We start from the raw sequence: 22,331 nt of genomic DNA, 5'->3' as shown, positions 1-22,331 counted from the left end.
CTCATTTTTTCTCGCGCTGTGTTTCACAAATCTGAATTACCTCTGCCACCGCCAGCAAGGTTCGATCATTTATTGATGCCATACGTGCTCCATGGAGCGCCATCTGATTGTCTCGACGTGCGATTAATTGATCCAAAACCTCCTGATGCGGCCCATCGCGCCACGGACGAAAGCTTCTGCAGGTATAGCAGCTGATTGGCGCCAAGAAGTTGCAGGGACTGGCTCCTGTGCACTGCCCCATCGACTGCCCTTTTTGATCAAAGCGAAGGTCAAGAATTAGCTCGCTGGAGTTAACTGACGCTGAGTCAAAGGTTTCCGGCTGTAGTCCTTGAAAGGCGCGAGCAAGCGGGGCCATGCCATGGGCCATCGCTGCGTCAATGCGTTCGATGATCGCAGGCACCGCTTCTACATAGAATCGCGCGCTTGCCACATTGGTGTGATCTAATATTTCTGCTATCAGAAGTTCGCCGTGCCCTTCCTGGGCAGCACGGGTTCCCACTGTTCTCCTTAAACGTGTTGGGGTAACTCGTAGGATTGCCCCAGTCCTTTCAGAGAGCGCGTTTACTCGGTCAGATACGCGGTGGAAAAGTGCACTCATTTCATTCCCGGTGAGATGCCACGCGTAAATACCTTCGGTCCCGGGTCTTGTATGCCTTGGGAACAAGGGTGCCTGTAGTGGATCAGGAACGATTCCTTGAAAGCGTTCGATAACCTTTAGTAGGTAGGTGTGGAGTGGATCACCAAGTTGTTGGATTAAGGGGCGTACCTTCCATTCGCTGCGGGGATGGGGGGTATGCCGTTGTTTGGCTCGTGGCACGCTGATCAGATATTCCATGCTGCCATCCGCTTGCGTCTCGATAGCAAGATCGCAAACCTTCAAGGATGCCGTCTGTGAAGGGCGTTGACCGATGGCTCGAGTCAACCATACGGCGAAGAATTCATCTTCCTCGATGAGACCTAGCGCAAATGCTGAATTCAAGGCTTCTTGAAATGACTCATCTTCTATGTGCGTCAAAGGCCCATGGACCGGGCACATCGTCAGCACGGAGGTACCTTTTGGTGGTGCCTTCAGTTTCAGGCTGTGTAACAGTGAAATCGCATCTGACCGCACGCCACCGATTCCCAGGCCATGCCACTTCGTCAATAGAATAGCCAAGGTTCTCAGCCGGTTCACTTGACTCTTTGTCAACGACGCGCGGTAACTTAGTAGATCAATATGGGATATTTCGTTAAGCTTGTCAGACTCGGTACGCCCCGTCGCCGCTAGCATATGTTTGAATGCAGCGAAGGTATTCGCGGCAGTAGCCAATGCCTTATTTCTTAATAGCCAGACTAATGAAGCTTTCAATCCGAACTTCACTTGCGGAGTGACTGATTCCAGTCCGTATGTGAAGTTAAAGCGTGCGCGAGCAACCCCGTCTCTGATCGTCCAAACATCGTCATTTGGATAGAACTCCACGCCACCGCGAGTCAGGGCCGTCGCAGGTAAGCAACTTAGATCATCAGATGCAGATTCAATCGCAAGCACATCACTCATTTTTCCCTCCTTGAATACGCAGCTGTTTCTGCATGTCTTTCATTGCCTGGCTGGCCTTCTTTCGCACATGTCTGCGCGTGTAGACGGCTGCGGTATCGGAGGTTGGCGACCAGCCCATAAGCATCGATCGCATCTTTTTCTCCATTTCTGGATTGATCCCTGATTTCTCCATGGTTAGACTAAAGCGGTCATTCCATGTGTGGCGCAGTACGTGGGGGGTAAGCTCCTGGGGGAAATTTGGATCTGCGGCCCTCATTACTGTGAAGATTTTGCTGAGGCCTGCAAGCGACAGTGGCTTTCCCGAGCCGCTTGCTACGAATAAGTAGTCATGTCGACGAGCTGCGCCTTGTTTGCCGCGAAGCCCCATGACGTAGTCATAAGTTGATTCAGCAAGGTCATCGCTCAGAGAAAGATCCCTGGCTTTGGTTTTAACCAGTGGTTGTTGCGCACGTGGGTCATGCTTGGAGTCCGCGCGACGTGCTATGCGAACGATGTTTTGCTGAAAATCAATGTCTGATGTCCGCACGCCAAGAATCTCACCCCGCCTTACGCCGAGGTCCAGGAACCACCGAAGTAGTAACCTGTTGCGGGTTCGGGCATGCTCGTTTGTCCAGATGCTCTGGTCATTCGCCCCGCCTGCCGTCAATAGCACTTTGTTGAGATGTTCCTCACTAAGACCCTGTCGTTGATCGATCTCACTTCGAACACCGGCACATGGTGACCGTGCCTTGAGCGCGGAACACGCTCTTTCTATCCGATCTCTAAGCGCAAGATATTCATCTGTGCGAATGTCGATAAGCAAGAGGTGGCGAGATGCATGCCAGCGTAGGTACTGGAGGATGTAGTGCAGTCGGCTAGCTGCTGAAGCCCTTCCAATCGGTGCAATTGCGTCTGATGCAATAGCGCGAATTTTCTGGGATGCGTCTCGCACAATCAGATCCAACTCGTGCAGCTGCAGGAAGGTTCCACGCCTTAACCTGTCATCAAGGGAAATGCGTTGGCGGTCTAGGGTCATGCAAAGAACCATGACCGCCTCCATGGCATGCCTAATCGTCGCAGAGGACCGCCCGCGAGCACGAAGCTCGGTTAATACGTACAGCAGTGGGTTGCCGATGGGCATTCCTGTGGCCGAACAAAGTACGGGCAGTCTTTCCCCACTATTCAATATCAGTTGTCGCACTTTATAGCTCATGATCTATCCCGGGCACGCGCGTCTCCGCGCGCTAAGAAATGGCGCTCACCCCTCCTCCGCACGTGTCAATTAATTGACAAGTTGGTGCCAAGCGATCTGGCTTGAATGGACAAAGGGAATGTGAGGCCGTTGACTAAGGAGCGGCTCGGGAAGACAATGAATGCGCCAACAGTCTTTGTCTATCGACAGAGCCAACGCGGCGGGCCCTGTGGCCCGCCGTTTTGCTTTAGGTTATGTGAATCCCTCCAGTCGCCCCTCGGGCGAAGATAGCGTCGATATGAATTGGGCGCTCTCACCTAGCCTGCGGACGTTGCGGATAAGTCCGTCGAGCTGGTCGGCTTGAAGGTGGTGCCAAGCAAGGAGGGAGGCTGAAATCAATTCGATCTCAGCGGGCGTGGCCCCCCGATTGCAAAGGAGGCCCACGAGGCGGTCGTGGTGCGCGGTCCACGATAACTCTGCTTGTTCGGTCTTCGATAGCTCTAGCAGTTCAGCGGCTCGTTCCAACGTTTCTTGATCGAATGGGCTCCTTGCGCCCTTTTCAATGGCACAAAGCAACCCAGGATCGAGCCGTAATTGGTATGCGACCGACTTCTGAAGTAGTCCGCGGCGCATCCTCATCCGTCGAAATGCCCCCGGAAACCGAAGTAATACAGTCATCACGCCGGACAGCCTTTACGCAAAAAAGTGTCAATTAGTCTTGTTGTGTCATCCTATTGAGCATCCGTCCACATGTCGACTGACAACGAAGTGTCCGTTTCGAGGTTTCGCTATATGTCTCAACTTGCCTCAGTATTCCAATTTTCCCAAGGGGAGGAAGAAGGTTCTACGAACTCGGAGGTGTCCCCGGATAACTTTCGCGTTGCGTTTCAAGCAGAGTTCAAGCGACTCAAAATGCGTATTTTTTTTGATGAACTGCTCGACCTTTCCGGGCAAAAGACCATCAAGGCATTACTTTCCAGCATCGGTGTTTGCACAGAAGACGACAGCCGAATTAGTGCCTGGTATGCAAGGGCCCGAGGCGAGCACATTCTTAGCCCAGCACATGCAACGTTACTGAGACAAAAGGTGCCCCGCACCCAATTTGAGTTGCATCATCCTGTGTGGCTTTGGCTGGCTAATCCCGATGTAGACCTGCGCACTGTCCGGCGATACAGGGCGCGGATGCCTGACCATTGGCACGACATCTGGACGGCCATCGGATCGTTATCCAATCATGAGTTGGATGTTGTTCCTCAGCTTGTGGATCGTTTGAGCCTGCACAAACTGAGTTACCTGGATAGTGTGTTCTTGTTCTGGACTGAGCGGCGGTGCCGGGGAACTGCCTTGGACTATCAACGACGAGTTAATCTCAATCGGATTCTCTGGTTGCTGCCAGTCCTCTACGCTGACGATCCAATTTGGACCGGGAGGCATCGAGAGAGGTTCCATCGGACGATTATCTTGATCGATCACGCGTTAGGCTTCAATGGTGCCGATGATCCGGGGCTGCATTGGGACTGGGTAGATAGGGTTTCAATGCTTTTCGATCAGCAATGGCACCTGCAGGAGCGCATGAAAAAGTACCCGCAAGGATTGCGCACATCATTAATAGTGCGTCGGTACATGGCCAAGCCGTGGCGTTGGCGATAACAGCCAGTGATGGCGAGCTCCGGGCTGATGACTTAGCGTTGGCTGGTGATGAGCGTGGCACGACTGCCCACCTGGTCATCCAACAACTCCAGCAAATCATTGCGCTCGTGCGCTGCAATGGTATCTACCAATGAGGTCAAGGCGTGGCCTCCAGAGCTATCCACACACTGAGGTATTACCAAGTTCGTGGCGCATATCGTTAATCCGGGGCAGCATGCGGGGCTACTTCAACGGCACGCCCTCGGGGAGCAGCCTCGCCCCAGAGGGCGAATTGGAGCGCTGGTTCCTTGCAGCCGCCTCCTTCAGCCAATCAACCTGTCCATATTCATAACCTGGAAAGATCTCAGCAGCGGTGATTTCCCTTTTTAGCAAGCCCTTCGCCAGGTCGGCCAGCGTTCGGATGTCATTCATGTCGCGTACTTCCAGGGGCGCGCATAGCTCCATTCTCATGCCCCATGGGAGGCGATGGACGAGCAGCGATGGACGAACGACACAATCGATTCCCTGCATCTGAAGCCCATCCTCGATACCCTGTACCTGGTCAAAATAGGCCAGCAACCGGTCGGTGCGGTCGCCGTCGCGTTGGTCAAGAGTCGCGATGCGTCGGGGACCATCAGATTTCGTCTTGATCGTCCTGCATATGACCCAGTCGGCAAACGGGGCGGCGGTGATCTGTGCTTGTTTGCCAATGGCCTCCGAGTACTTCATGCGGGGATGAACACACCAGACCAAAACCCGCTGTCGACCAAGGACGAATCCGACTTGGGTCAGCCAAGTCAACGCGCGTTTGGCTGGGTAGGTTCCTGGAACGAAAAGTCCCCCTTGTAGGGGCCAAGGGTTGCGGGAGTGATAGAGACGCATCTGGACCTGCATCTGTTCCAAGCGGCGATTTTTCACAGTGCAACTCCTTGCCGTTATTGCCGACGTTGAATTGACTAACTGAGTTCGCGGTTGCCAATGTTAAACGTACCGTCGTTGCCCGCCGGTAAAGTCCCAGGCAACACCCGGTTCCTTGAGCGGGATCATCCCTCATGGCAGATGAGGTCAAGCCCCATCAGTTTCAGATAGAAAACCTTTGATTGCATGGATGAGCGTACGTTTGTTTGTTAACATACAAACATTTAAATGTGATAAGCCAAATGGCTGAGAGTTTTTCCTATGTTTTCCCGGCAATTCGAGGCATTCAGGCAGGGCGTGAATATTACGTCTCCATGTGCCCGCTTCGCTTACTTCCACGCCTGTTCACATTCGATGAGGAAGAATTGGTGCCAGAGCTACGCGCGCAGCGAACACTGAACAAGGCAAGGATTCCCGACATCGCGCGATACGTCATTGAAAACAAGGCTAGCTACACATTCTCGGCTATTACAGTTTCGATTGATGGGGCAATCCGATTCGAATCTGTCGGACCGGACGGACCGGCCAAGTTTCGGATGGGCTCGTTGACTGTCTCCATGGACGCGAAATTCATCGTGAACGATGGGCAACATCGACGCGCGGCCATCGTGCAAGCGCTGGAGGCTGTCCCCGAACTGGGAGAGGAGACCATTGCGGTGGTTTTCTTTCTGGACCGGGGCTTGGAGCGATGCCAGCAGATGTTTGCAGATCTAAATCGTTACGCGGTCAGACCATCCGCCTCGATAGGTGTTCTGTATGACCATCGCAGTGCGGCCGCAAGTTTGGCGCGGCATCTGAGCCTGACTTCGTCAGTATTCAAGAATTTAATCGAAACCGAGCGCTCTTCGCTGTCGCCGCGGTCGCGCAAACTGTTTACGTTGAGCGCGATAAATTTTGCAAATACCGAGTTGCTGGTCGAAAAGGAACTCGAGGATTTTGGGAGCGCAAGTGAAAAATGCCTGGAGTTCTGGGAATTGGTGGGGGCGCAGATACCGGAATGGAGCTACGTCAGGCAATCCAAAATGACATCCGGCGAAGTACGGCGCGATTTCATTCACTCGCACGCCATCGTATTGCAGGCGCTGGGACGGGCGGGACGGGCCCTGTACCAGCTTTCTTCTCACGACAGAGTGAAGCGGATCAAACAGCTTCACGCGGTGGATTGGTCAAGGCAGAACGCCACCACTTGGGAAGGGCGCGCGATGGTAGGCGGAGCGATGGCCAAGTCAGGCCAAAACATTACTTTGACCTGCAATGAAATTAAGCGGGTGTTAGATCTAGACCTGAGCTCAGACGAGAGCACGGCTGAAGCTGCTTGGCGATCCTCACGCGGCCTGAGACGGGACACTTCTACAAAGGCGCGGAAATGAGCACTTCTCCGGAAAACATTGAAGACGAGGTGCGCGAACTCTACCTGTCTGACACGATTCCTTGGATCGTTGGCTACAGCGGGGGCAAGGATTCGACGGCATCATTACAACTGCTCTGGACGGCAATCGCGGCGCTGCCCAAGGAACAACGCTCCAAGCCTATCCATGTGATCAGCACGGACACGTTGGTCGAAAATCCCATCATTGCAGGTTGGGTAGAAGTGTCGTTGCAGCAGATCAACCTGGCCGCCTCACAGCAGGGCCTACCGATCACGGCGCACCGGCTCACTCCCTCGCTGGAAAACAGATTCTGGGTCAGCTTGATCGGGAAGGGGTACCCGGCACCGCGTCCTAAGTTCAGGTGGTGCACTGACCGCTTAAAAATTAGCGCGTCGACAAAGTTCATCCAAGAGCTGTCTGAGAACCATGGGGAAGCGATCTTGGTGCTGGGGCAACGCCGTGGCGAAAGCCAGGCACGTGACAAAGTAATGGAGCAGTACAAGACCAGCACTCGAGCACGGCTGAGCAAAAACAAGGACCCGCGGCTTTCTCGCGTTTGGGTCTATCCACCGATCGAGAGTTGGACCAGCGATGATGTCTGGGAGTACTTGATCTCGAGGCCCAACCCCTGGGGCATCGACAATCAAGAACTGTTCAGTATCTACCGCGGTGCTACGCCAGACGCTGAGTGCCCCATCGTTGTCGACACGTCCACGGCGAGCTGTGGCGACAGCCGCTTCGGTTGCTACGTCTGCACCATGGTGTCTCAGGACAAATCCATGCAGGCGATGATCCAGAACGACGAGCAGAAGCAGTGGATGCAACCCATCCTTGATTTCCGCAACAACCATCTGGCCGGAGAGGATCGCGCGGTACGCGACTTCCGTCGCATGAACGGGCGGCTGACTGTGTTCCGCGATGGCCTTGTCCATGGGCCGTATACGCAGGCGCATCGCGCCAAACTACTTCGCGAACTCCTGCTGACACAACGCGTGATTCGCGGCGCCGACAGAGCGCAAGGCACCCAGTTGATCGAGTTGATATCCATCGACGAACTCGATGAGATCAGGCGGCTTTGGGTTGAAGAGAAGGGCGAGATCGAAGACTTGGTTCCGACCATCTACACCGAAGTGTTCGGCGTGAGGTATCCGGGCAGGAATCTGGAGCAGTCGCCACTAGATGCATCGGATCTAAAGTTGCTTGAGCAAGCGGCACAGGACGTTGATCCAGAGGCATCTGCAGAACTCTACAAACTCGCGCGTGGCCTGCTGGCGGTGCAATTTCAGGAGATGGAGTCGCATAAGCGTTCCAAACACCTTGATCGCCTGGAGGATGTGCTTCGCCACCATGCCTTCCGAAATGAGGAGGAGGCTTATGAATTCGCAATTTCCGGTATTTCGACTACAGGTCAGGATGAAGATGACCCGGACCCCGCTGCTGTGATTGCATAACCTCATGGCGAAGATCACTATCTCCAATGTTTCCATCGAGAACTTCGGCCCCTTTCGCGAGCGGCAGACCCTCATTCTCGATGTTGAAGAAGATCGCCCCGTTGTTTTGGTCAAGGCGCTCAACGGGAGCGGTAAGACCACCCTGTTGACGGCATTGCAGGTCGGCTTGTACGGCTACAAGGCCATCGATGGCATGCGCCGCTCTGACTACGAGCAGTTGATGCTTGGTCTACAGCGCAAAGATGCAATCGGAAATTCGCTCGTGGAGATCGACCTGATCGTCGAAATCGGCGGGGCACAACGTCATCTGAGGCTGAGACGAGAATGGCACCGCCGTGCCGGCGAACTCATAGAAGAAGTCTGCGTTTTCGAAAGTGATCAACTAAACCAGGAGTTCTCCCAGTCTTGGGACGACTTCATAGGTGCGATCCTTCCTGCCGAATTGGTTCAGTTGTTCCTGTTCGACGGAGAAAAAATCGAGGCCCTAGCCAATCCTGAGCGCCTTCCCGAACTGCTGAAGCGGGCAACGGAAGTTTTCTTGGGCATCGGCGGCATCGATTCGCTAGGCAACGACCTCAAGGCACTGGAGCGGCGCGCGGCGCTTAAGAATAAGGCGTCTTCGTCGGAATTTGAGGCCGCACGCGCCCAATTCGAGGCACTGGTGGCCCAGGTCGACGAACGCGAGCGCACCATGCAGACTTTGACGCAAGAGCGGGCCTCCGCCCAAAACACCGCGGAGCGAGCGCAGATCACACTAGACAAGTTCACAGCCGACGCAAAAAGACGCGGGCTCGACGCGTACCAGGAGGCAGCGGCTATCCGTCATGCTGTGGATAGGGGGCGAGTCCATGTCCAGCAGCTGCGAGCAAGCGTCGCCGACGCGGTGTCCGATCCTGTGTTACCCATTTCCTGGTTGCCCCATTTGTGGGGCAGTTATCGCGATGCGTGGGAAGCAGACCAGCACGCGCGGCATTCCAAACTGTTGGGCCAAGAGTTCAGGAAGCGCGACCAACGCATCCTGGCTTCGTTGGCCGCGTCAGCGCCCAAGTCGACGGTCGAAACGTTCCGGAAAACTCTCGCCGAAGATTTGCTCCGCTACGGCAAGGCCCGCTCTTCGAGCACTCTGTCGCTGCAGGACGCACCGCCTCGGGACGCCGACCGCCAATTGCAGGTTGGGCGTGAAAGATTGCGGGACGAACTGGAGAAGTTGCGACTGGCGCAAGGTGAGTTGGATCGCGCAGAGCAGCGCATCGGCCAGATTCCGGCAGAAGAGCAGATTGGCGCGATTCTGTCGGTGTTGCAATCGCACTCGAAAACCGCCGCCGCTGCCGACTCAGAATTGGCAGGACTCACGCAACGGCTCACGGAGACACAGAGCAATCTCGAGCACCTTCGCACGAGGATGAGCGCGGCCCAGGACCGCCTGAGTACCGACTTCAAGGATCGGTCGCTAGAGACCAAGAGCCTCGAAGCGTCGCTACGAGCCCGCAAGACGCTAGCGATATTCAAGAATCGGCTGTTGGCATCCAAAGCGAATTGGTTGTCCGAGATGATCTCCACCGAGTTCCGAGACTTGATGCGCAAGAAAAACCTGATTGCCCGAGTCGTCGTAGATCCAACCACGTACCGCGTCTCGATTCAGGACGGGAATCAGCATGAATTGCCAATGGATCGCCTGTCCGCCGGTGAGCGGCAACTGCTCGCGATTTCTGTGCTCAGCGCGCTGATCAAAGAGCGAAAAGGTCGTTTCCCGGTGGTGGTCGACACGCCACTTGCGCGGTTGGATCAACGGCACAGGTCAGCACTAATCAAACACTTCTTTGCCAAGGTGTCGCATCAGGTCGTCGTCTTGTCCACCGACCAAGAGGTGGATGGACTGGCGCACGAGGCACTTATGCCCTTCACCGCAGCCGAGTATTCGCTCGACTTCGACGACGCGACAGGCAGCTCGTCTATTCACGCAGTGCACGCCGGAGGGGTCAGGTGATGGAACGGATCAAGCTGAATGCTGCAGCCCGCAATCAATTGGTCACACTAAAGCGCCGGACTGGTATCGAGCACAACAATGCGCTCTGCCGGCATGCACTGTGCCTGTCGCTCGCCAATCCATCGATTCCTCCGACCGAGAATTTCAGTTTCAACGGTGGCCTCGAAATCGAATGGCGCACGCTTACCGGCGGCGAAGATGCGCTTTATCACAACCTGCTAACCGTTCGGCTGCTGGCGGAAGGTCGCCGCGTCACGGATGAATCCATACGTCAGACCGTTTTGCTACATGTTCATCGTGGACTGTCTTATCTTGTCAGTCGACGGGATAGCGACCTGCTGATTGAAATGGCGAGAACGCTGGCGGAGGTGGGCTAGCGGTACCCCCAAGTTGTCGCAATTGGGGATGGCCAGCGGCGGCACCAGGGCTGCGATGATCAATTGGCGAATTGTGTTTCGACTTTTGAAAGGAACTGGTCCAGCTCCTGCGGGCGTAGACCTTTGCTCATCATGAGGGTTGCGAGGAACCATAGATTGTCCCGGACCTGCAACGTGTGTATGAGGCGTTTGAACAGACGTTTGGTATCGACGTACTGCAGCAGGAATGGCAACCGTTCCTGTTCCTCAAGTGGTTGCCCCTGTCGGACTGCAGCCACCAACGTGTCTACTTTGGTAGCGACCTGTTTGACGGCAGGAGGGCAAGCGGCAAGATGCGCGTCGCAGAAGGTTTGTATTTGTACCAGAGGCTGATCCCAGAACATGTTTGCAACGATGCGTTTGCCCTGCTCATGGTTGGCGGCGAAAAAAGAAGTGGTCGACAGCAAGCCGTCACAGGACTGCAGGATGATGGGTAACGCGCGCTGGCACATTAGTTCAGAGCCAGGTGGCTGCCTATGTTCAGCACTTACCCAGTCCGATAGACGGTTGTCCGCCTCCAGCAGATACGCCTCAACTTCCCAGCGAGACGCCACATAGACTCCAGAAGTAACCGGATCAGGGTTCAGGATAGCTGGGTCGAGGCTGAACAACATATCCCAATTCTTTTCGCGGAAAAGGGTATCTCGATCCACTATACCAATGGCCGGGATGCCTTGCTGGGTGCACTTGGCCACGCCGTCTGCGACCCCCGTGCACCCGGGTGCCGCTCCGACGTTGGCCGCATCGACGAACTCGAATACATCCTGACGGTGAGGAAACCAGTAGCGTTTGAACAGCGTGACATCCGTTTGACCTTCTAAGACGATGCGCACGAGCCCGGCCTGATGCGCGGCGATCTGCGCATCCGTCTCGAAGTCATCGAAAGACGCGATGTTCTCACTCATTAGGCGGGCGGAACTTGGGTTTGACCAGACAGCCTCCCTTGATCAAGCCGTCTTCTTGCAGCTTGGGTGCCAGGATTCGCATAGAGTCGACCTGGTGGGAAGTGAGCACGAAGCTCATACCCTCGTATTCGCGCGCCCAGTTCTTGATTATGTTGATCAGCCGCCGGCGCATAACCGTATGCAGGTGTTGTTCGGTTTCGTCAATCAGTACGATGGTGGAGCCGGTCATGTGGCTGGCAACTCGGACGACCAGTTGTACCAGTTGCCGCTCCCCGCTGCTCAGCTGATCGAGGCGGTGCCTGGCTCCGCCCTCTACCTCCACTGGAACGGAAAGCGTGGGGCGATCGACAGGGCGCAGGAGCTTCGCACCTCGGAAGATTAGTTGGTTTACAAGATCCCGGCAGAGACTGTCACGTCCGTCGTCCAACCAAGTGAACCACACGAATAGGTTGTCGATGGAGGCTGACCAAGTCGCCCCGTCGGCATCGAATCGATGCGCGGGCCGGTAGCCAAGTCCTTCTGGACGTATGACCGCTCGTTCGCCTTTGGGAGGGCGCCGGATGCCGCGGTCCGAAGGGAAATACAGCACAGTCGGAAAACCGTTACCGGTGTCGAAGAGCGCAGGGGGCGCCTCCTCCAGGCGCTCGACGATGGCTTCGGCGAAGCTTAAAGCCTCCGGGTGAGACTCGGGCGAGCGGGCAACGGTTGAACCACTTCCCGACCTCTTGTAAATCAAGATGATCTGGCTTTCCGCGCCGATCCGGTCCAGTTCCTCGTTGCCCCAAGTGCGCAGCAAGCCAGGTTCGCCCATCACGATCGACAAAAGGAACGGTCGCGCCCGTTGACCGTCGTCGAGCGTGACCAAAGCGTCGAGCTGCACCCCCCCCTGTCCTTGATCGACCGCATCGATGCCGCACTCAGCGTGTTCCTTCGCACTGAGCAACCGCATGGACGCGTAGATCGCCTCAAGGATGGTGGTCTTGCCAGCCCCGTTGGGGCCCATGATCAGGTAGATGTTTACCGCACGGCCGTCTGCGGCGGTGAGACTGAAATTGGTGATACCACGTAGCGCTCCGATATCAAGGAGCGACAGGTGAACGAGCTGAAAGCTCGTGGGACGAAGTAAGGGATTCATCGACGATTCACTCCTTGAACGGCTGCTCGGATGTCCATTGGCTCCACACGTGCGCCGTGGACCCGCACCGCATCGCGGCCAGCCAGCTTCACCAGCATGTCCCCTCGCATCAGCAATTTTTCCGCTCCGCCTTCATCGAGAATGATTCTGGAATCGGCGGATTTCTGGACCGTGAGTGCGATCCGGCTGGGGATGTTGGCCCGTAGCAACCCCGGGAAGGTCGCCGCTTCTGGCCGCTGCGTAGCGAGTACCAGATGGATGCCCGTAGCTCGTGCTTTTTGCGCTAGGCGGATCAGGGGTTCTTCCGCCCCGCTCTTGCCCATCATGAAGTCGGCCAGTTCGTCGATGACGACGACCAGGCGTTCCAGCGACGCGCCGTTGGCTTGGGCTTCCGCGAGATTGCGCGCGTTGTACTGGCGAAGCACACCCTGACGCACTTCCATCTCCTGCACCAGCCCGCGCAGCGCTGTGACGGCTTCGGACATGTCGGTGATGACACGCTGGTCTCGCAGCCTGATGCACTTGTCGTAGTCAGCAAAATCCACCCCTTTGGGATCAATCATCAGCAGCTCGGGCGGGTTGCGCGCTGCGAGTAGAGAGACCAGCAAGGCATTCAGGCAGACGCTCTTGCCGCTGCCGGTGGCACCCGCGATGAAAAGGTGCGGCGCATCCACCAAGTCAAACACAAGTGGCGTACCCATCACGTCGACGCCCGGGCACACGGGCAGGGCTTCTTGCCGGTCGACCAGCGCGGCCCGGATACCCGGCCACGTGACGTCGGTCCAGCTGGAACTGGGACGCGGCACGTCGACGATAACGCGGCGCTCCCCTTGATCACGTACTACCGCGATACCCGCGCTCCCCAGTCCGATCGCAAAGGCCAGATCCTCGGCCCCTTTTCTTAAGCGGTCATAGTCGTCTACAGCGGCCAGCGTGAGCTGAAACCGGGTCAGCCGCGGACCTTGGAGCGGCTCGCCGACTAGCTCCGCAGACACACCGATTTGGACAAGCCCTTGGGTGAGCGCGGCCAGACTAACGACGCCGCCCGTGCCGACACCTTGCGCGCCTGTCGGCGGCCCAGCATCCATGTAAAGTTCATCCAGCAGGTAGTCGTGGAAACTTCGATCGGGCCGCCATGTTGAAATCAGGTGTTCGATGCCACGCCTGGCGTGGCGTTGCAGTGCCTGAAGGTAGAGAGGGTCGTTTTGCTCAAGGAAGAGGTCATGCTGGTGTCGAACCGACAGCAGCAGGCGCATTGCGTCGTCGTAATTCTCGGCTGGCTCTTTGCCGAAGCCCGTAATTTGCTCGAGTTCCAGTTCGCTTGCACGCTGAGTCGGCGCGCTGTATCTCTCGTCCGGTAGAGTATCTAGCCGCAACGATAGGGAGACGGCAAAGCGAATGACCCACCACCGTGGCGCGTGCTTAGGTGGCATATTCATGCCTTGCTCGAGAACGCGATCGCAGAAATCGCGCTCTTCAGCAGTGAAATAGAGACTGCTCATCCCGTGGTTCCTATGCCTTTAACCTCGACGATACGTGCGTCTCTTCCATCGCTGTTGCGAATCTCGTACCGTCGTGCGATATGCGAGGACAAATGTGCATATTCCTCCTCGCCCAGTTCGCTGCTTGTCGGCAACAGAACCAGAGGGTTGCCTGCGCGAGGAAAGTAATCAGTCATCAGCAAGGCCCTGTTCTGCCGATCTATCCGTCCGAGTGGAGTATCGATGACGACGGGCAGGGGCCGATTCGCTTCGTCCTTAAGTGCCCAAAGCATCGACATCGCCACAAGCTGGCGCATGCCCGCAGAGATGCTGCGGCGCGCAACGATGTCCTCCTGCGCATCGTAGTAGGTCATGTTGAATTGTTCGTCCAGGCGGACAGATTTGATCAATTGGCTAGGGCCGAGCAGCACACCGACGTGCTCATTCAGTCGAGTCTCCACCGCTTTACGGATCTGCGTGCGGCGCTGGTGTCGGTAGTCCTCCAGCGCTTGCTTGACCTTCAGTCCGAGCTGATAGCCTTGGTTCTGGCGAGAAACTATCTCGAACTCTCTTTCGGCCCGTGAGATTTCACTTTGGGCGTCAGCTATAGCGCGCCGAGCCTGCTGCTCCTCGATACGATACTCAGTTGCCGCGTCGCCACGCTCGCGTTCGAGTTGCTCGAGTTGCTCGATGCGTCCCGTTAAGGCATCGAAATGCTGGCGCGCTTCGTCTGTCGTAATCTCGGCTTCGTCAAGGTCGCGCTGGATCTGCACCCGCTCCCTCTGGACTTGACGTATCACACGCAGGCGCTCGGCATGCGCTCCAGCTAAGCTCGCCCCCTTTTCGGACCACACCAGAAAACGCCGGTGCAGCGCGTGCACCTGGCGTGGGCTCAGTGAACTCAGCAAAGGGTTGCTTGGCGCTTGATCGGTGATGCCGAACGCTTCGAGCGCTTCATCGACATCGCGCCTAAACCGCTGCGCCTGCTCGTCGTCGAGCGTTACCGGCGGACGTTGTAAAGCCAGGCGCCGCAACAGTTCGGTTGGCAATCCTTGGTGCAGCCGCAGGGCAACGTCTGGATTGGCATTGCGGTTGAGCTCCTCTTCCAACGCGATAAAGGCCTCTTGAACCCAATGCAGGTTGGTTAGCCAAGGAGATTCCGTGGGCAAATTTTCCGCGACCTCCTGGGCCAACCGTGCATATTCTTGGCGAAGTATCTCGATACGTCCTGTCATTCGCAGTCGTTCTGACTCGGCAATGCCCGTTCGAAGCCTGTTGCGTTCAGTGTCCAAGCGTCGTCGCTCGCGCTGGAGTTCCTGTATCTCTACTTCGATCGCGATGCGGGCGTTGCTGGCCAGTTCCGCACGGGCCTGCGCTTCACGTTGTGCATTTTCGGATTGCACGATGCGGAGCCTGGCATGCGCGGGAATACCGGCCCTGTGCTTGTTTTTTGTGTAGAGTTCAATCTCTCTAATTAAGGCCGCGACGTAGGAGAGTCCCAGCAGCCGCTCGATTTCCACCTGCTCTCGGCCTACCTCCGCATCTGCGATGGACTGAATCTGTTCCCCGTCAAAGAAGAAAAATGGCACCACCTCGCGCGGTAGGAGCTGCAGGAGGATCGATTGGGGATCGGCCTCGGGCTTGCCATCGAGAGTGACCAAGAGGCTTTCGTCGTAGCCGCTGGCGACCCTGCGGAAGCTGCGCTCCGCGCGGTAACGATGGCCGGCATCTTCCCATTCCAGGGCCACCCGGGCACGTGCGTCCGCGCTCTGCGCTCTGGTGTTGAAAACCCCATACCAGCGACCGCTCTGGCCAAGTACAAAATGCTTTGGGGTGATAGCGGATGCCCCGAAACTCACCCGTCTGAGACTGTCACTTTCCGCCCCGAGGAACAGCAACTTGATGGCGTTGAGCAAGCTCGTCTTGCCGGCGCCATTGTGGCCGGAGATGATCACGATGTTGCGGGAATCCGTACAAGCATCGAATTCCACTTTGCTAACACCGTGGTACGCGAAGATGTCCTCAACCTCAAGGCTTATGAATCTCATCCCTTCGTACCGTTGTTTTTGGCTTCGCCGACGCCATCCAAGATGAGCTCGACCGACCGGGTGAACTCAGCTTTTACGCCGTGGATATGCAGGTTCTCAAATCTCGGAGCTAGTGCCAGCAAATCATGAAGGAGAGCGGGGGGTACAGAATGACGCACTGCTGCCTGGCGGATGAGTTTATCGTCCTGGGTGCCGTCTAGCATGCATTACCTTGCTGTCCTGGTGCGGACTGGATAGTTGTAAAGAAGTTATTCTGACATGGCGCGACGTTACTTTGCTCGGAAGGCTAACCATCAGCGTCGCTGAACAGCTTACCAACGGTGCGGCCAGCGAAGCGGGTCAAATTGAAAGGACTTGACTGCACATATAGTCGAGCAAATGGCGAATTCTCAGGAAGTATGTCGAAATGACTTGCTTAAAGCTCGGTTCAGCAATCATGCCCCGTAAAAGCAGTCGCTTTCGGCCAACTGTTCGAATTCTTTACGTCGCGCCTGAACTTTCGCGCGCGAAACCTTGGCCTTCAAACTTCGTCCAGTTCATCGAAGGGCAGTGTCGTTCTGGCGTAGGCCACCAATTCGTCGGTCCAGTGAATGCCGACGAGCTCGTACGCTCCCGACGCAGTTTGGTAGCCAATTCCAAGGTGCAATGGAACGTCACGAGCCACTACGTAAGCTGCCGTGGCTGCACCCTCGCAGCCGTACTCATATCCTTCAAAGGCTTCGGCCATCCAGCCAAGTGCGGCTGAGTCAATACGGGTCTGTTCGCGCAGGAAGTGAATGAACTGCTGTTGTAGATCTGCCAAGTCATCTGGCAGGTCTGCAGGCCGACCATCCTGCATTTCGATGCCGAAAATATAAGCGGTGTTGTGCGACTCCGCAAAAAAGATGTTGGAGAAGACCCTGCAAAACAGACCAGGTCGAACCACTTTCACTCGAGCAGACCAGAGGTTGCGGGACCCTTTCCGCAGCCCGCCAACGAGGCGGAGGTCTTTAACTCCAAAAGCAATGGATGCGACGGGTCTTGGTGGATTTGAAAATCTATATGGCATTACGACCCGTTGGTAGGCAAGTGCTGTTAGGTCCTCCTTCAGCGCGAGCGACAGCCGCTCTCAAGTTCATTTTAGCTAAGTGCTACTTATAGTCTGTAGACCTATAGTCATCTAAAAAGCACTCTTGCGGGCGATGTCAAACGCCCTTAAGCCAATCGAATCTGCAAGACTGCGCTTCGCAAGGCTGCTCAAAAGCGAACGCCTAGCCAGAAATATCAGCCAGGAGGCACTAGCTGAACTATCTGGCTTGCATCGGACATACGTCGGCTCCGTCGAGCGCGGGGAGCGCAACATTGCGGTTGACAACATGGAGGCTCTGGCAGTGGCGCTAGGTCTAGACATCAGCGATTTGTTACTACCGCCACCACCCCTCCCATCGACTAACACGAACTAAGTACATAAATTTGCTGTTGCGATGTGCGTTGCCATATTTGGATGGCATCTTCAAGCAGCTTCAGGTGCCTTCGATTTGATGAGGTGGCTAGAGCTTGGAAATATTCTGCCTTGTTGTTTACAACTGAATTGGAAATGCATAGAAATGAGTTGATACGCTATATTTATTGACATCAACTGCTTCAGGCTTCACTTAAGTTCTTGTGAACTCAGGATTTTTAGCTTGTTTACAGCCCAAAGGTAAATACAAGCGCGCTAACCTGGCTGGAATTCAACCTTTTCATAGCCCGCTGGCCTTGTGCTAGCGGGCTTTTTTGATGTAGGCGATAGGCTCAGGTTTTCATACAAATGGAGGAGGTGATTCCGCATTTTTTGGTCTAAGAACGCGTGAATGTAACGATTTGTTTGGAAAAGTGGGCTAGCATGGGGCAGATGCTCACCCACACCAGACGTTTGGTTTCGCGACGCAAACTGCTTGAATGGCTGCTGCTGGTGGTGGTCCTCGCCCTGGTAGGGGGCTTCATTGCCTACGTGCATTCCGTCGAGCTGGAGCGCACATTGGTCACCGAGCAAGACCGCTTGCAGGTGCAGTCGAATGTGATTGCCAACGACATCCAGGGCAATCTGGGGGTCATCAGCCTGGCGATGGAGGATGTCATCCAGGACTTCCTGGCGGTTCCGGGGGCGACCAAGACGGACGACCTGTCCCGGCGCTTGCGTGCGCTGGTCAATGCCATGCCGGGCATCCGGGCCATGGTGGTGATGGACGCACAGGGCGTGGCGATGGCCGCGCATAGCCCTGATTTGGTGGGAGTCAACTTCAGCCAGCGGGTCTATTTCAAAACCGTGCAATCGCAGCCGAGCCCGACAACCCTGTACGTGTCGGCACCTTATGTGTCATTGCGCAAGGACCTGGTTGTCAACACCGCCCGGATGGTGCCTGGCGACCATGGGGAGTTTGCGGGACTGGTGATCGCCACGCTCGATCCAGAGTATTTCACCGGTATTTTTCGACCGGCGATGTACGCCTCCGATGTCTGGGGTTTTGTGGTCCATGGCGATGGGCTGCAGTTTTTGAATTTTCCGTCCAGGGCCCATATTGACGGGAACAACTACAACCGGCCGGGCACCTTTTTCCAGCGGCACCTGGCCAGCGGCAAGCCCAGCAATGTGTTGACGGGCACGATACCCCGTACCGGCGAGCAGCGCCTGATGGCTCTGCGTACCATCCAGCCAAGTGCTCTGCAGATGGACAAGGGCCTGGTGATCGGCCTCAGCCGCGACCTGCAAGCCATCCGGCAGGCTTTGCAGCGCCAGGCCTTCACCAACGGCGTGTTGTACGCCGCACTGGCCTTGCTCTGCGGCGGCGGGCTGTGGTGGGGCCAGACGCGGCGGTCGCGCATGGAACACCTGGCGTTTGAGCGCGACAGCGAGCGCCTGGAGGCCGCCGACCGGCTGAAGCTGGCGCTGCGCGGCGGCAATTTGGGCCTGTGGAGTCTCCATGCGCCCACGGGGGAGCGTACCTACGACGACATCTCGCTGGGCATGGTCGGATATGCGCAGCAGGATTTTCAGAATGACCCCGAGTTTTGGCGTCGCCGGATCCACCCCGAGGACCTGCCTGTGTGTGAGCGGGCCCGAGACACCTGTATCGATGGCAGCCAGCCTTTATACGAGGTGAGCTACCGCATCCAGCATCGGTTGGGCCACTGGGTCTGGATTCTGGGGCGGGCCCAGGCGATCGAGCGCGACGCGCAGGGCCGGGGTATCACCCTGATGGGCACCCACATGGACATCACGGCGGCCAAATTGGCCGATCAGGAAGTGGTGCGCGCGCGCAATGGCCTGCAAGCGGTCTTCGACAATATGACCGAAGGGGTCTTCGTTTTTGACCGCCAGAAGACCATCGTGCGCATCAACCTGGCCGCGCGCAGCATCCATGGACTGTTTGATGCGGCCACGCCGATAGACGAGGTGCGCTCCAAGATCGAAGTCACGCTGCCCAGCGGGGAGGTCGTGCCTGCCGGGCAATGGATCAGCGTGCGCGGGGGCGATGGTGATTTTGTCCGCGACTTCGAGGTGACGGTGCGCCGCACGGACACCGGCCAGTCGGTGATTCTGGAATACAGCACCGCGCCGATTCTGGATGCCGAGGGCCAGGTGGACCAGGTGATCCTAACCTTCCGGGACGTGACCGAGCGCCGCATGGCCCACACGCTGCGCCAAAGCGAGGCCCGCTTTCGTACCTTGATCGAAGACGCGCCTCTGGCGATTGCCATTTTGCGGGCCGGACATTTTGTGTATTCCAATCCGCGTTACGGGGCTCTGCACGGCTATGCGGCCATGGACGATCTGGTCGGTTTGCCCTGGCGCGCCATGCTGTCGGAGGAGTCCCGTACGCTGTTCCACGGCCAGGTTGCCTTGGTGCAGGAAGACTCCCCGCTGGAGCAGATGTTTGAAGCCGTGGCGCTGGGCAAGGATGGTTCTTTGGTGCCGGTATTCAAAACTACCGCCCGTGTGGTGCTGGCCGATGGGCCCGCCACCCTGGTGTTCGCGCAGGATATTTCGGCCCAAAAGCAGGCCGAGGCCGCCTTGCTGCAGGCCCGCGACGTGGCCGAGGCCGCCAACCGCAGCAAAGCCGAGTTCCTGGCCAACATGAGCCACGAAATCCGTTCGCCCCTGAATGCCATTCTGGGCCTGGCCTATCTGCTGGAACAGGCGCAGTTGGACTCGAACACCCATGATCTGGTGCGCAAGATACGGGCCTCGGGCCGCTCGCTGCTGGGCATCATCAACGACGTGCTGGACGTGTCCAAAATCGAAGCCGGGCATATGGCCATAGAGTGCACGCCGTTTCGCCTGGGCGATGTGATGGACAACCTGGCCAGCGCCATGGGCATCGCGGCGGGCAATAAAAATATCGAAATCATTATCCAGCCCCTGCCGACGGGCATCAACGCGGTGAAGGGCGATGCCTTGCGCCTGGAGCAGGTGCTGACCAACCTGGCCAGCAACGCCATCAAGTTCACCCATGCGGGCCAGGTGGAACTGCGCACCGAGCTGCTCAGCGTGCATGAAAACACGCTCATCCTGCGGTTCAGCGTGGTGGACTCCGGCATCGGCATTGCCCCGGCGTTGCAGAACGAGGTGTTCTCGGCCTTTACCCAGGCCGACGGCTCCACCACCCGGCGCTTTGGCGGCACCGGCCTGGGCCTGACCATCAGCCGCCAGCTGGTGGGCTTGATGGGTGGCGAGATTGGCCTGGTCAGTACCCTGGGCGAGGGCAGCGAATTCTGGTTTACCGTGCCCCTGCAGCAAATTCCCAGCACCGACTTTTCGTCGCCCGACATGGTCCGCATCGATGCCCTGTTTGCCGATGACAGCCAGATCGCCCTGCGCGCCGTGGTGGATATTGCCCAGGGCCTGGGCTGGCAGGTCAGCGCCGTGGATTCCGGCGAGGCGGTGCTTGCCCAGGTGCAAAGCCGCAAACACGGCAAGCTGCCCCATGTGGTGGTGCTGGACTGGAAAATGCTGGGCATGGACGGCCTGGCGACCGCGCAAGCCATCCGCAGCAGCGTGCCGCCCGACGAATGCCCCATCGTCATCATGGCTACCGCCTACTCGATCACCAGTCTGGCCAGCCAGCCAGGGGCCGACCTGGTGGACGCGATTCTGAGCAAACCGGTCACCACCTCCACCCTGTACAACGCCGTCATGACCGCGCAACGCAAGCGCGCCCATGCGGTAGGCGTGCCACCGGTCGTACAGCATGCAGTGGGTGAGGCCCTGGCCGGGGTGCGGGTGCTGGTGGTGGACGACAGCGAGATCAACCGTGAAGTGGCGCAACGCATCCTGCACCAGCAGGGGGCCGAGGTGGTGCTGGCCGAGGATGGCCAGGTGGCGCTGGATTGGTTGCGGGCCCACCCCAGCGAAGTCGACATGGTGCTGATGGACGTGCAGATGCCGGTCCTGGACGGTATTGAAGCCACGCGCCAACTGCGGCGCATGCCACAGTTCAACGACCTGCCCATCGTGGCCTTGACCGCCGGGGCCTTCAAGTCGCAGCAGGAAGCCGCCCAGGCCGTGGGCATGACCGACTTCATCAGCAAACCCTTTGACGTGCCGTCCACCGTGGCGCTGATCCAGCGGCTGCGGCGCAAGCCGGGCGTGGTGCCCCGTGCGATGCCCATGGCCCCCGAGGCGCTGCCCGCAGTGTCCCTGGAGGCCATCCCGCTGTTGGACACATCGGTGGTGGACGTTGCACAGGGTCTGCAGGTATGGTCGAATCTGCCGGTGTACCGCGAATACCTGCGGCGCTTCTCCAGCGGTTACGGCCATGCGGTGGCCGAGATGCATGCCAGCCTGGCGGCCGACGACCGCCCCGCCGCTGCCGCATTGGCCCACAAGCTGGCCGGTGTGGCCGCCAATATGGCCCTGCCCACCACCTACCGCCTGGCCAGCGAGGCCGAGCGGGTGCTGTCCATGGGCTATGACCCGATACCGGTGCTGGCCCGCCTGGACGTGGCGTTGCGGCAAGCCCTGGAACTGATCGCGCGCTTTGCCCCCCCCGTGGTGCTGCCCGCCGCCCAGGAGCGCATGGCATCCTCCGAGTCCCCCGAGGCCCGTGCGGGCCTGGAAGCGCAGATGCAGGCCTTGCTGGAGGCGCTGGATACCGACAACCCCGCGCCGGTAGAGGCCTTGCTGGCCCGGTTGGAGCAGCATGTGCCTGAACAGGATCTGGCGGCCATCCGGGCCTGCGTGCACGCCTTCGACTTTCGGGGTGCCGAGGCCTGCAGCCGCCTGCTGGCACGGCACTACGGGATTGCCCCCAAGGAGTAGACC

Annotated in this window: 17 protein-coding genes and 1 pseudogene; 7 read left to right on the top strand and 11 right to left on the bottom strand. The window is 57.6% G+C overall.

Annotated elements, in window-relative coordinates; all coding sequences use genetic code 11:
• Position 1 precedes the first annotated feature (1 nt).
• The 3 genes from AC097O_RS14050 to AC097O_RS14040 form a co-directional block, all read right to left on the bottom strand.
• Complete coding sequence (locus tag AC097O_RS14050; RefSeq protein ID WP_479593421.1) at positions 2-1,537, bottom strand: site-specific integrase; 1,536 nt, start codon at positions 1,535-1,537, stop codon at positions 2-4.
• Positions 1,530-2,657 carry a tyrosine-type recombinase/integrase gene (locus AC097O_RS14045; protein WP_479593420.1) on the bottom strand — a complete coding sequence of 376 codons (1,128 nt, stop codon included), beginning with the start codon at positions 2,655-2,657 and terminating at the stop codon, positions 1,530-1,532. The genes AC097O_RS14050 and AC097O_RS14045 overlap by 8 nt, the downstream gene beginning before the upstream one ends.
• A 303-nt stretch (positions 2,658-2,960) precedes the next feature.
• The gene (locus AC097O_RS14040; RefSeq protein ID WP_479593566.1) at positions 2,961-3,347 is read right to left on the bottom strand and encodes a helix-turn-helix domain-containing protein; all 387 of its coding nucleotides are present in this window, start codon (positions 3,345-3,347) and stop codon (positions 2,961-2,963) included.
• A 111-nt stretch (positions 3,348-3,458) separates the two neighbouring features.
• Here AC097O_RS14040 and AC097O_RS14035 point away from each other — a divergent pair, with 111 nt between their 5' ends.
• Complete coding sequence (locus AC097O_RS14035; protein ID WP_479593419.1) at positions 3,459-4,358, top strand: hypothetical protein; 900 nt, start codon at positions 3,459-3,461, stop codon at positions 4,356-4,358.
• A 38-nt stretch (positions 4,359-4,396) separates the two neighbouring features.
• Here AC097O_RS14035 and AC097O_RS14030 read toward each other — a convergent pair.
• Together AC097O_RS14030 and AC097O_RS14025 are read right to left on the bottom strand one after the other, a co-directional pair.
• Positions 4,397-4,477 (bottom strand): annotated as a pseudogene (locus AC097O_RS14030) (AAA family ATPase); the annotation flags it as partial.
• A gap of 103 nt (positions 4,478-4,580) precedes the next feature.
• Positions 4,581-5,255: a hypothetical protein gene (locus AC097O_RS14025; RefSeq protein WP_479593418.1), complete on the bottom strand. Its 675-nt coding sequence runs from the start codon at positions 5,253-5,255 to the stop codon at positions 4,581-4,583.
• A 242-nt stretch (positions 5,256-5,497) separates the two neighbouring features.
• On the opposite strand from AC097O_RS14025, the gene dndB reads away from it, so the two are divergent.
• Genes dndB through dndE form a run of 4 tightly spaced genes read left to right on the top strand, consistent with a single transcriptional unit; the run spans position 5,498 to position 10,440 of the window.
• Positions 5,498-6,625 (top strand): DNA sulfur modification protein DndB, encoded by a 1,128-nt coding sequence (gene dndB, locus AC097O_RS14020; protein ID WP_479593417.1) that lies wholly within the window; start codon positions 5,498-5,500, stop codon positions 6,623-6,625.
• A complete protein-coding gene (gene dndC / locus AC097O_RS14015; RefSeq protein WP_479593416.1) occupies positions 6,622-8,076 on the top strand; it encodes a DNA phosphorothioation system sulfurtransferase DndC in 1,455 nt (484 codons plus the stop codon). The genes dndB and dndC overlap by 4 nt, the downstream gene beginning before the upstream one ends.
• Before the next feature lie 4 nt (positions 8,077-8,080).
• Complete coding sequence (gene dndD, locus AC097O_RS14010; RefSeq protein ID WP_479593415.1) at positions 8,081-10,063, top strand: DNA sulfur modification protein DndD; 1,983 nt, start codon at positions 8,081-8,083, stop codon at positions 10,061-10,063.
• Positions 10,063-10,440, top strand: coding sequence for a DNA sulfur modification protein DndE (gene dndE / locus AC097O_RS14005; protein ID WP_479593414.1), 378 nt, complete (start codon positions 10,063-10,065; stop codon positions 10,438-10,440). Before dndD ends, dndE begins: the two co-directional genes overlap by 1 nt.
• 59 nt (positions 10,441-10,499) lie before the next feature.
• Here the strand turns inward: dndE and AC097O_RS14000 are convergent, their stop codons facing one another.
• The 6 genes from AC097O_RS14000 to AC097O_RS13975 form a co-directional block, all read right to left on the bottom strand.
• Positions 10,500-11,384: a hypothetical protein gene (locus AC097O_RS14000; RefSeq protein ID WP_479593413.1), complete on the bottom strand. Its 885-nt coding sequence runs from the start codon at positions 11,382-11,384 to the stop codon at positions 10,500-10,502.
• Positions 11,377-12,519, bottom strand: a complete 1,143-nt coding sequence (locus tag AC097O_RS13995) for an AAA family ATPase (RefSeq protein WP_479593412.1) — start codon at positions 12,517-12,519, stop codon at positions 11,377-11,379. Before AC097O_RS13995 ends, AC097O_RS14000 begins: the two co-directional genes overlap by 8 nt.
• Positions 12,516-14,021, bottom strand: a complete 1,506-nt coding sequence (locus AC097O_RS13990; protein ID WP_479593411.1) for an FtsK/SpoIIIE domain-containing protein — start codon at positions 14,019-14,021, stop codon at positions 12,516-12,518. The genes AC097O_RS13995 and AC097O_RS13990 overlap by 4 nt, the downstream gene beginning before the upstream one ends.
• The gene (locus tag AC097O_RS13985; RefSeq protein WP_479593410.1) at positions 14,018-16,048 is read right to left on the bottom strand and encodes an AAA family ATPase; all 2,031 of its coding nucleotides are present in this window, start codon (positions 16,046-16,048) and stop codon (positions 14,018-14,020) included. The genes AC097O_RS13990 and AC097O_RS13985 overlap by 4 nt, the downstream gene beginning before the upstream one ends.
• Positions 16,045-16,251 (bottom strand): hypothetical protein, encoded by a 207-nt coding sequence (locus tag AC097O_RS13980; RefSeq protein ID WP_479593409.1) that lies wholly within the window; start codon positions 16,249-16,251, stop codon positions 16,045-16,047. Before AC097O_RS13980 ends, AC097O_RS13985 begins: the two co-directional genes overlap by 4 nt.
• 317 nt (positions 16,252-16,568) lie before the next feature.
• Entirely contained in the window at positions 16,569-16,979 is a 411-nt protein-coding gene (locus AC097O_RS13975) for a hypothetical protein (protein WP_479593408.1), read from the bottom strand.
• A gap of 250 nt (positions 16,980-17,229) precedes the next feature.
• Between AC097O_RS13975 and AC097O_RS13970 the strand changes: the two genes are divergently transcribed.
• Positions 17,230-17,490, top strand: coding sequence for a helix-turn-helix domain-containing protein (locus AC097O_RS13970; RefSeq protein WP_479593407.1), 261 nt, complete (start codon positions 17,230-17,232; stop codon positions 17,488-17,490).
• 431 nt (positions 17,491-17,921) lie between these two features.
• Positions 17,922-22,328: a response regulator gene (locus AC097O_RS13965; RefSeq protein WP_479593406.1), complete on the top strand. Its 4,407-nt coding sequence runs from the start codon at positions 17,922-17,924 to the stop codon at positions 22,326-22,328.
• Positions 22,329-22,331: the final 3 nt, after the last annotated feature.

The sequence above is a fragment of the Rhodoferax sp. LS1P39 genome (genome assembly GCF_056521425.1).
Note: the sequence above shows the minus strand (reverse complement) of the source record. Positions and strands in the feature narration are given on the sequence as shown.

Excerpts from the sequence above, each read along its gene's own strand:
- AC097O_RS14050 (WP_479593421.1), bottom strand. The coding sequence starts at position 1,537 with ATGAGTGATGTGCTTGCGATTGAATCTGCATCTGATGATCTAAGTTGC.
- AC097O_RS14045 (WP_479593420.1), bottom strand. The coding sequence starts at position 2,657 with ATGCCCATCGGCAACCCACTGCTGTACGTATTAACCGAGCTTCGTGCT.
- AC097O_RS14040 (WP_479593566.1), bottom strand. The coding sequence starts at position 3,347 with ATGAGGATGCGCCGCGGACTACTTCAGAAGTCGGTCGCATACCAATTA.
- AC097O_RS14035 (WP_479593419.1), top strand. The coding sequence starts at position 3,459 with ATGTCGACTGACAACGAAGTGTCCGTTTCGAGGTTTCGCTATATGTCT.
- dndB (WP_479593417.1), top strand. The coding sequence starts at position 5,498 with ATGGCTGAGAGTTTTTCCTATGTTTTCCCGGCAATTCGAGGCATTCAG.
- dndC (WP_479593416.1), top strand. The coding sequence starts at position 6,622 with ATGAGCACTTCTCCGGAAAACATTGAAGACGAGGTGCGCGAACTCTAC.
- dndD (WP_479593415.1), top strand. The coding sequence starts at position 8,081 with ATGGCGAAGATCACTATCTCCAATGTTTCCATCGAGAACTTCGGCCCC.
- dndE (WP_479593414.1), top strand. The coding sequence starts at position 10,063 with ATGGAACGGATCAAGCTGAATGCTGCAGCCCGCAATCAATTGGTCACA.
- AC097O_RS14000 (WP_479593413.1), bottom strand. The coding sequence starts at position 11,384 with ATGAGTGAGAACATCGCGTCTTTCGATGACTTCGAGACGGATGCGCAG.
- AC097O_RS13995 (WP_479593412.1), bottom strand. The coding sequence starts at position 12,519 with ATGAATCCCTTACTTCGTCCCACGAGCTTTCAGCTCGTTCACCTGTCG.
- AC097O_RS13990 (WP_479593411.1), bottom strand. The coding sequence starts at position 14,021 with ATGAGCAGTCTCTATTTCACTGCTGAAGAGCGCGATTTCTGCGATCGC.
- AC097O_RS13985 (WP_479593410.1), bottom strand. The coding sequence starts at position 16,048 with ATGAGATTCATAAGCCTTGAGGTTGAGGACATCTTCGCGTACCACGGT.
- AC097O_RS13980 (WP_479593409.1), bottom strand. The coding sequence starts at position 16,251 with ATGCTAGACGGCACCCAGGACGATAAACTCATCCGCCAGGCAGCAGTG.
- AC097O_RS13970 (WP_479593407.1), top strand. The coding sequence starts at position 17,230 with ATGTCAAACGCCCTTAAGCCAATCGAATCTGCAAGACTGCGCTTCGCA.
- AC097O_RS13965 (WP_479593406.1), top strand. The coding sequence starts at position 17,922 with ATGCTCACCCACACCAGACGTTTGGTTTCGCGACGCAAACTGCTTGAA.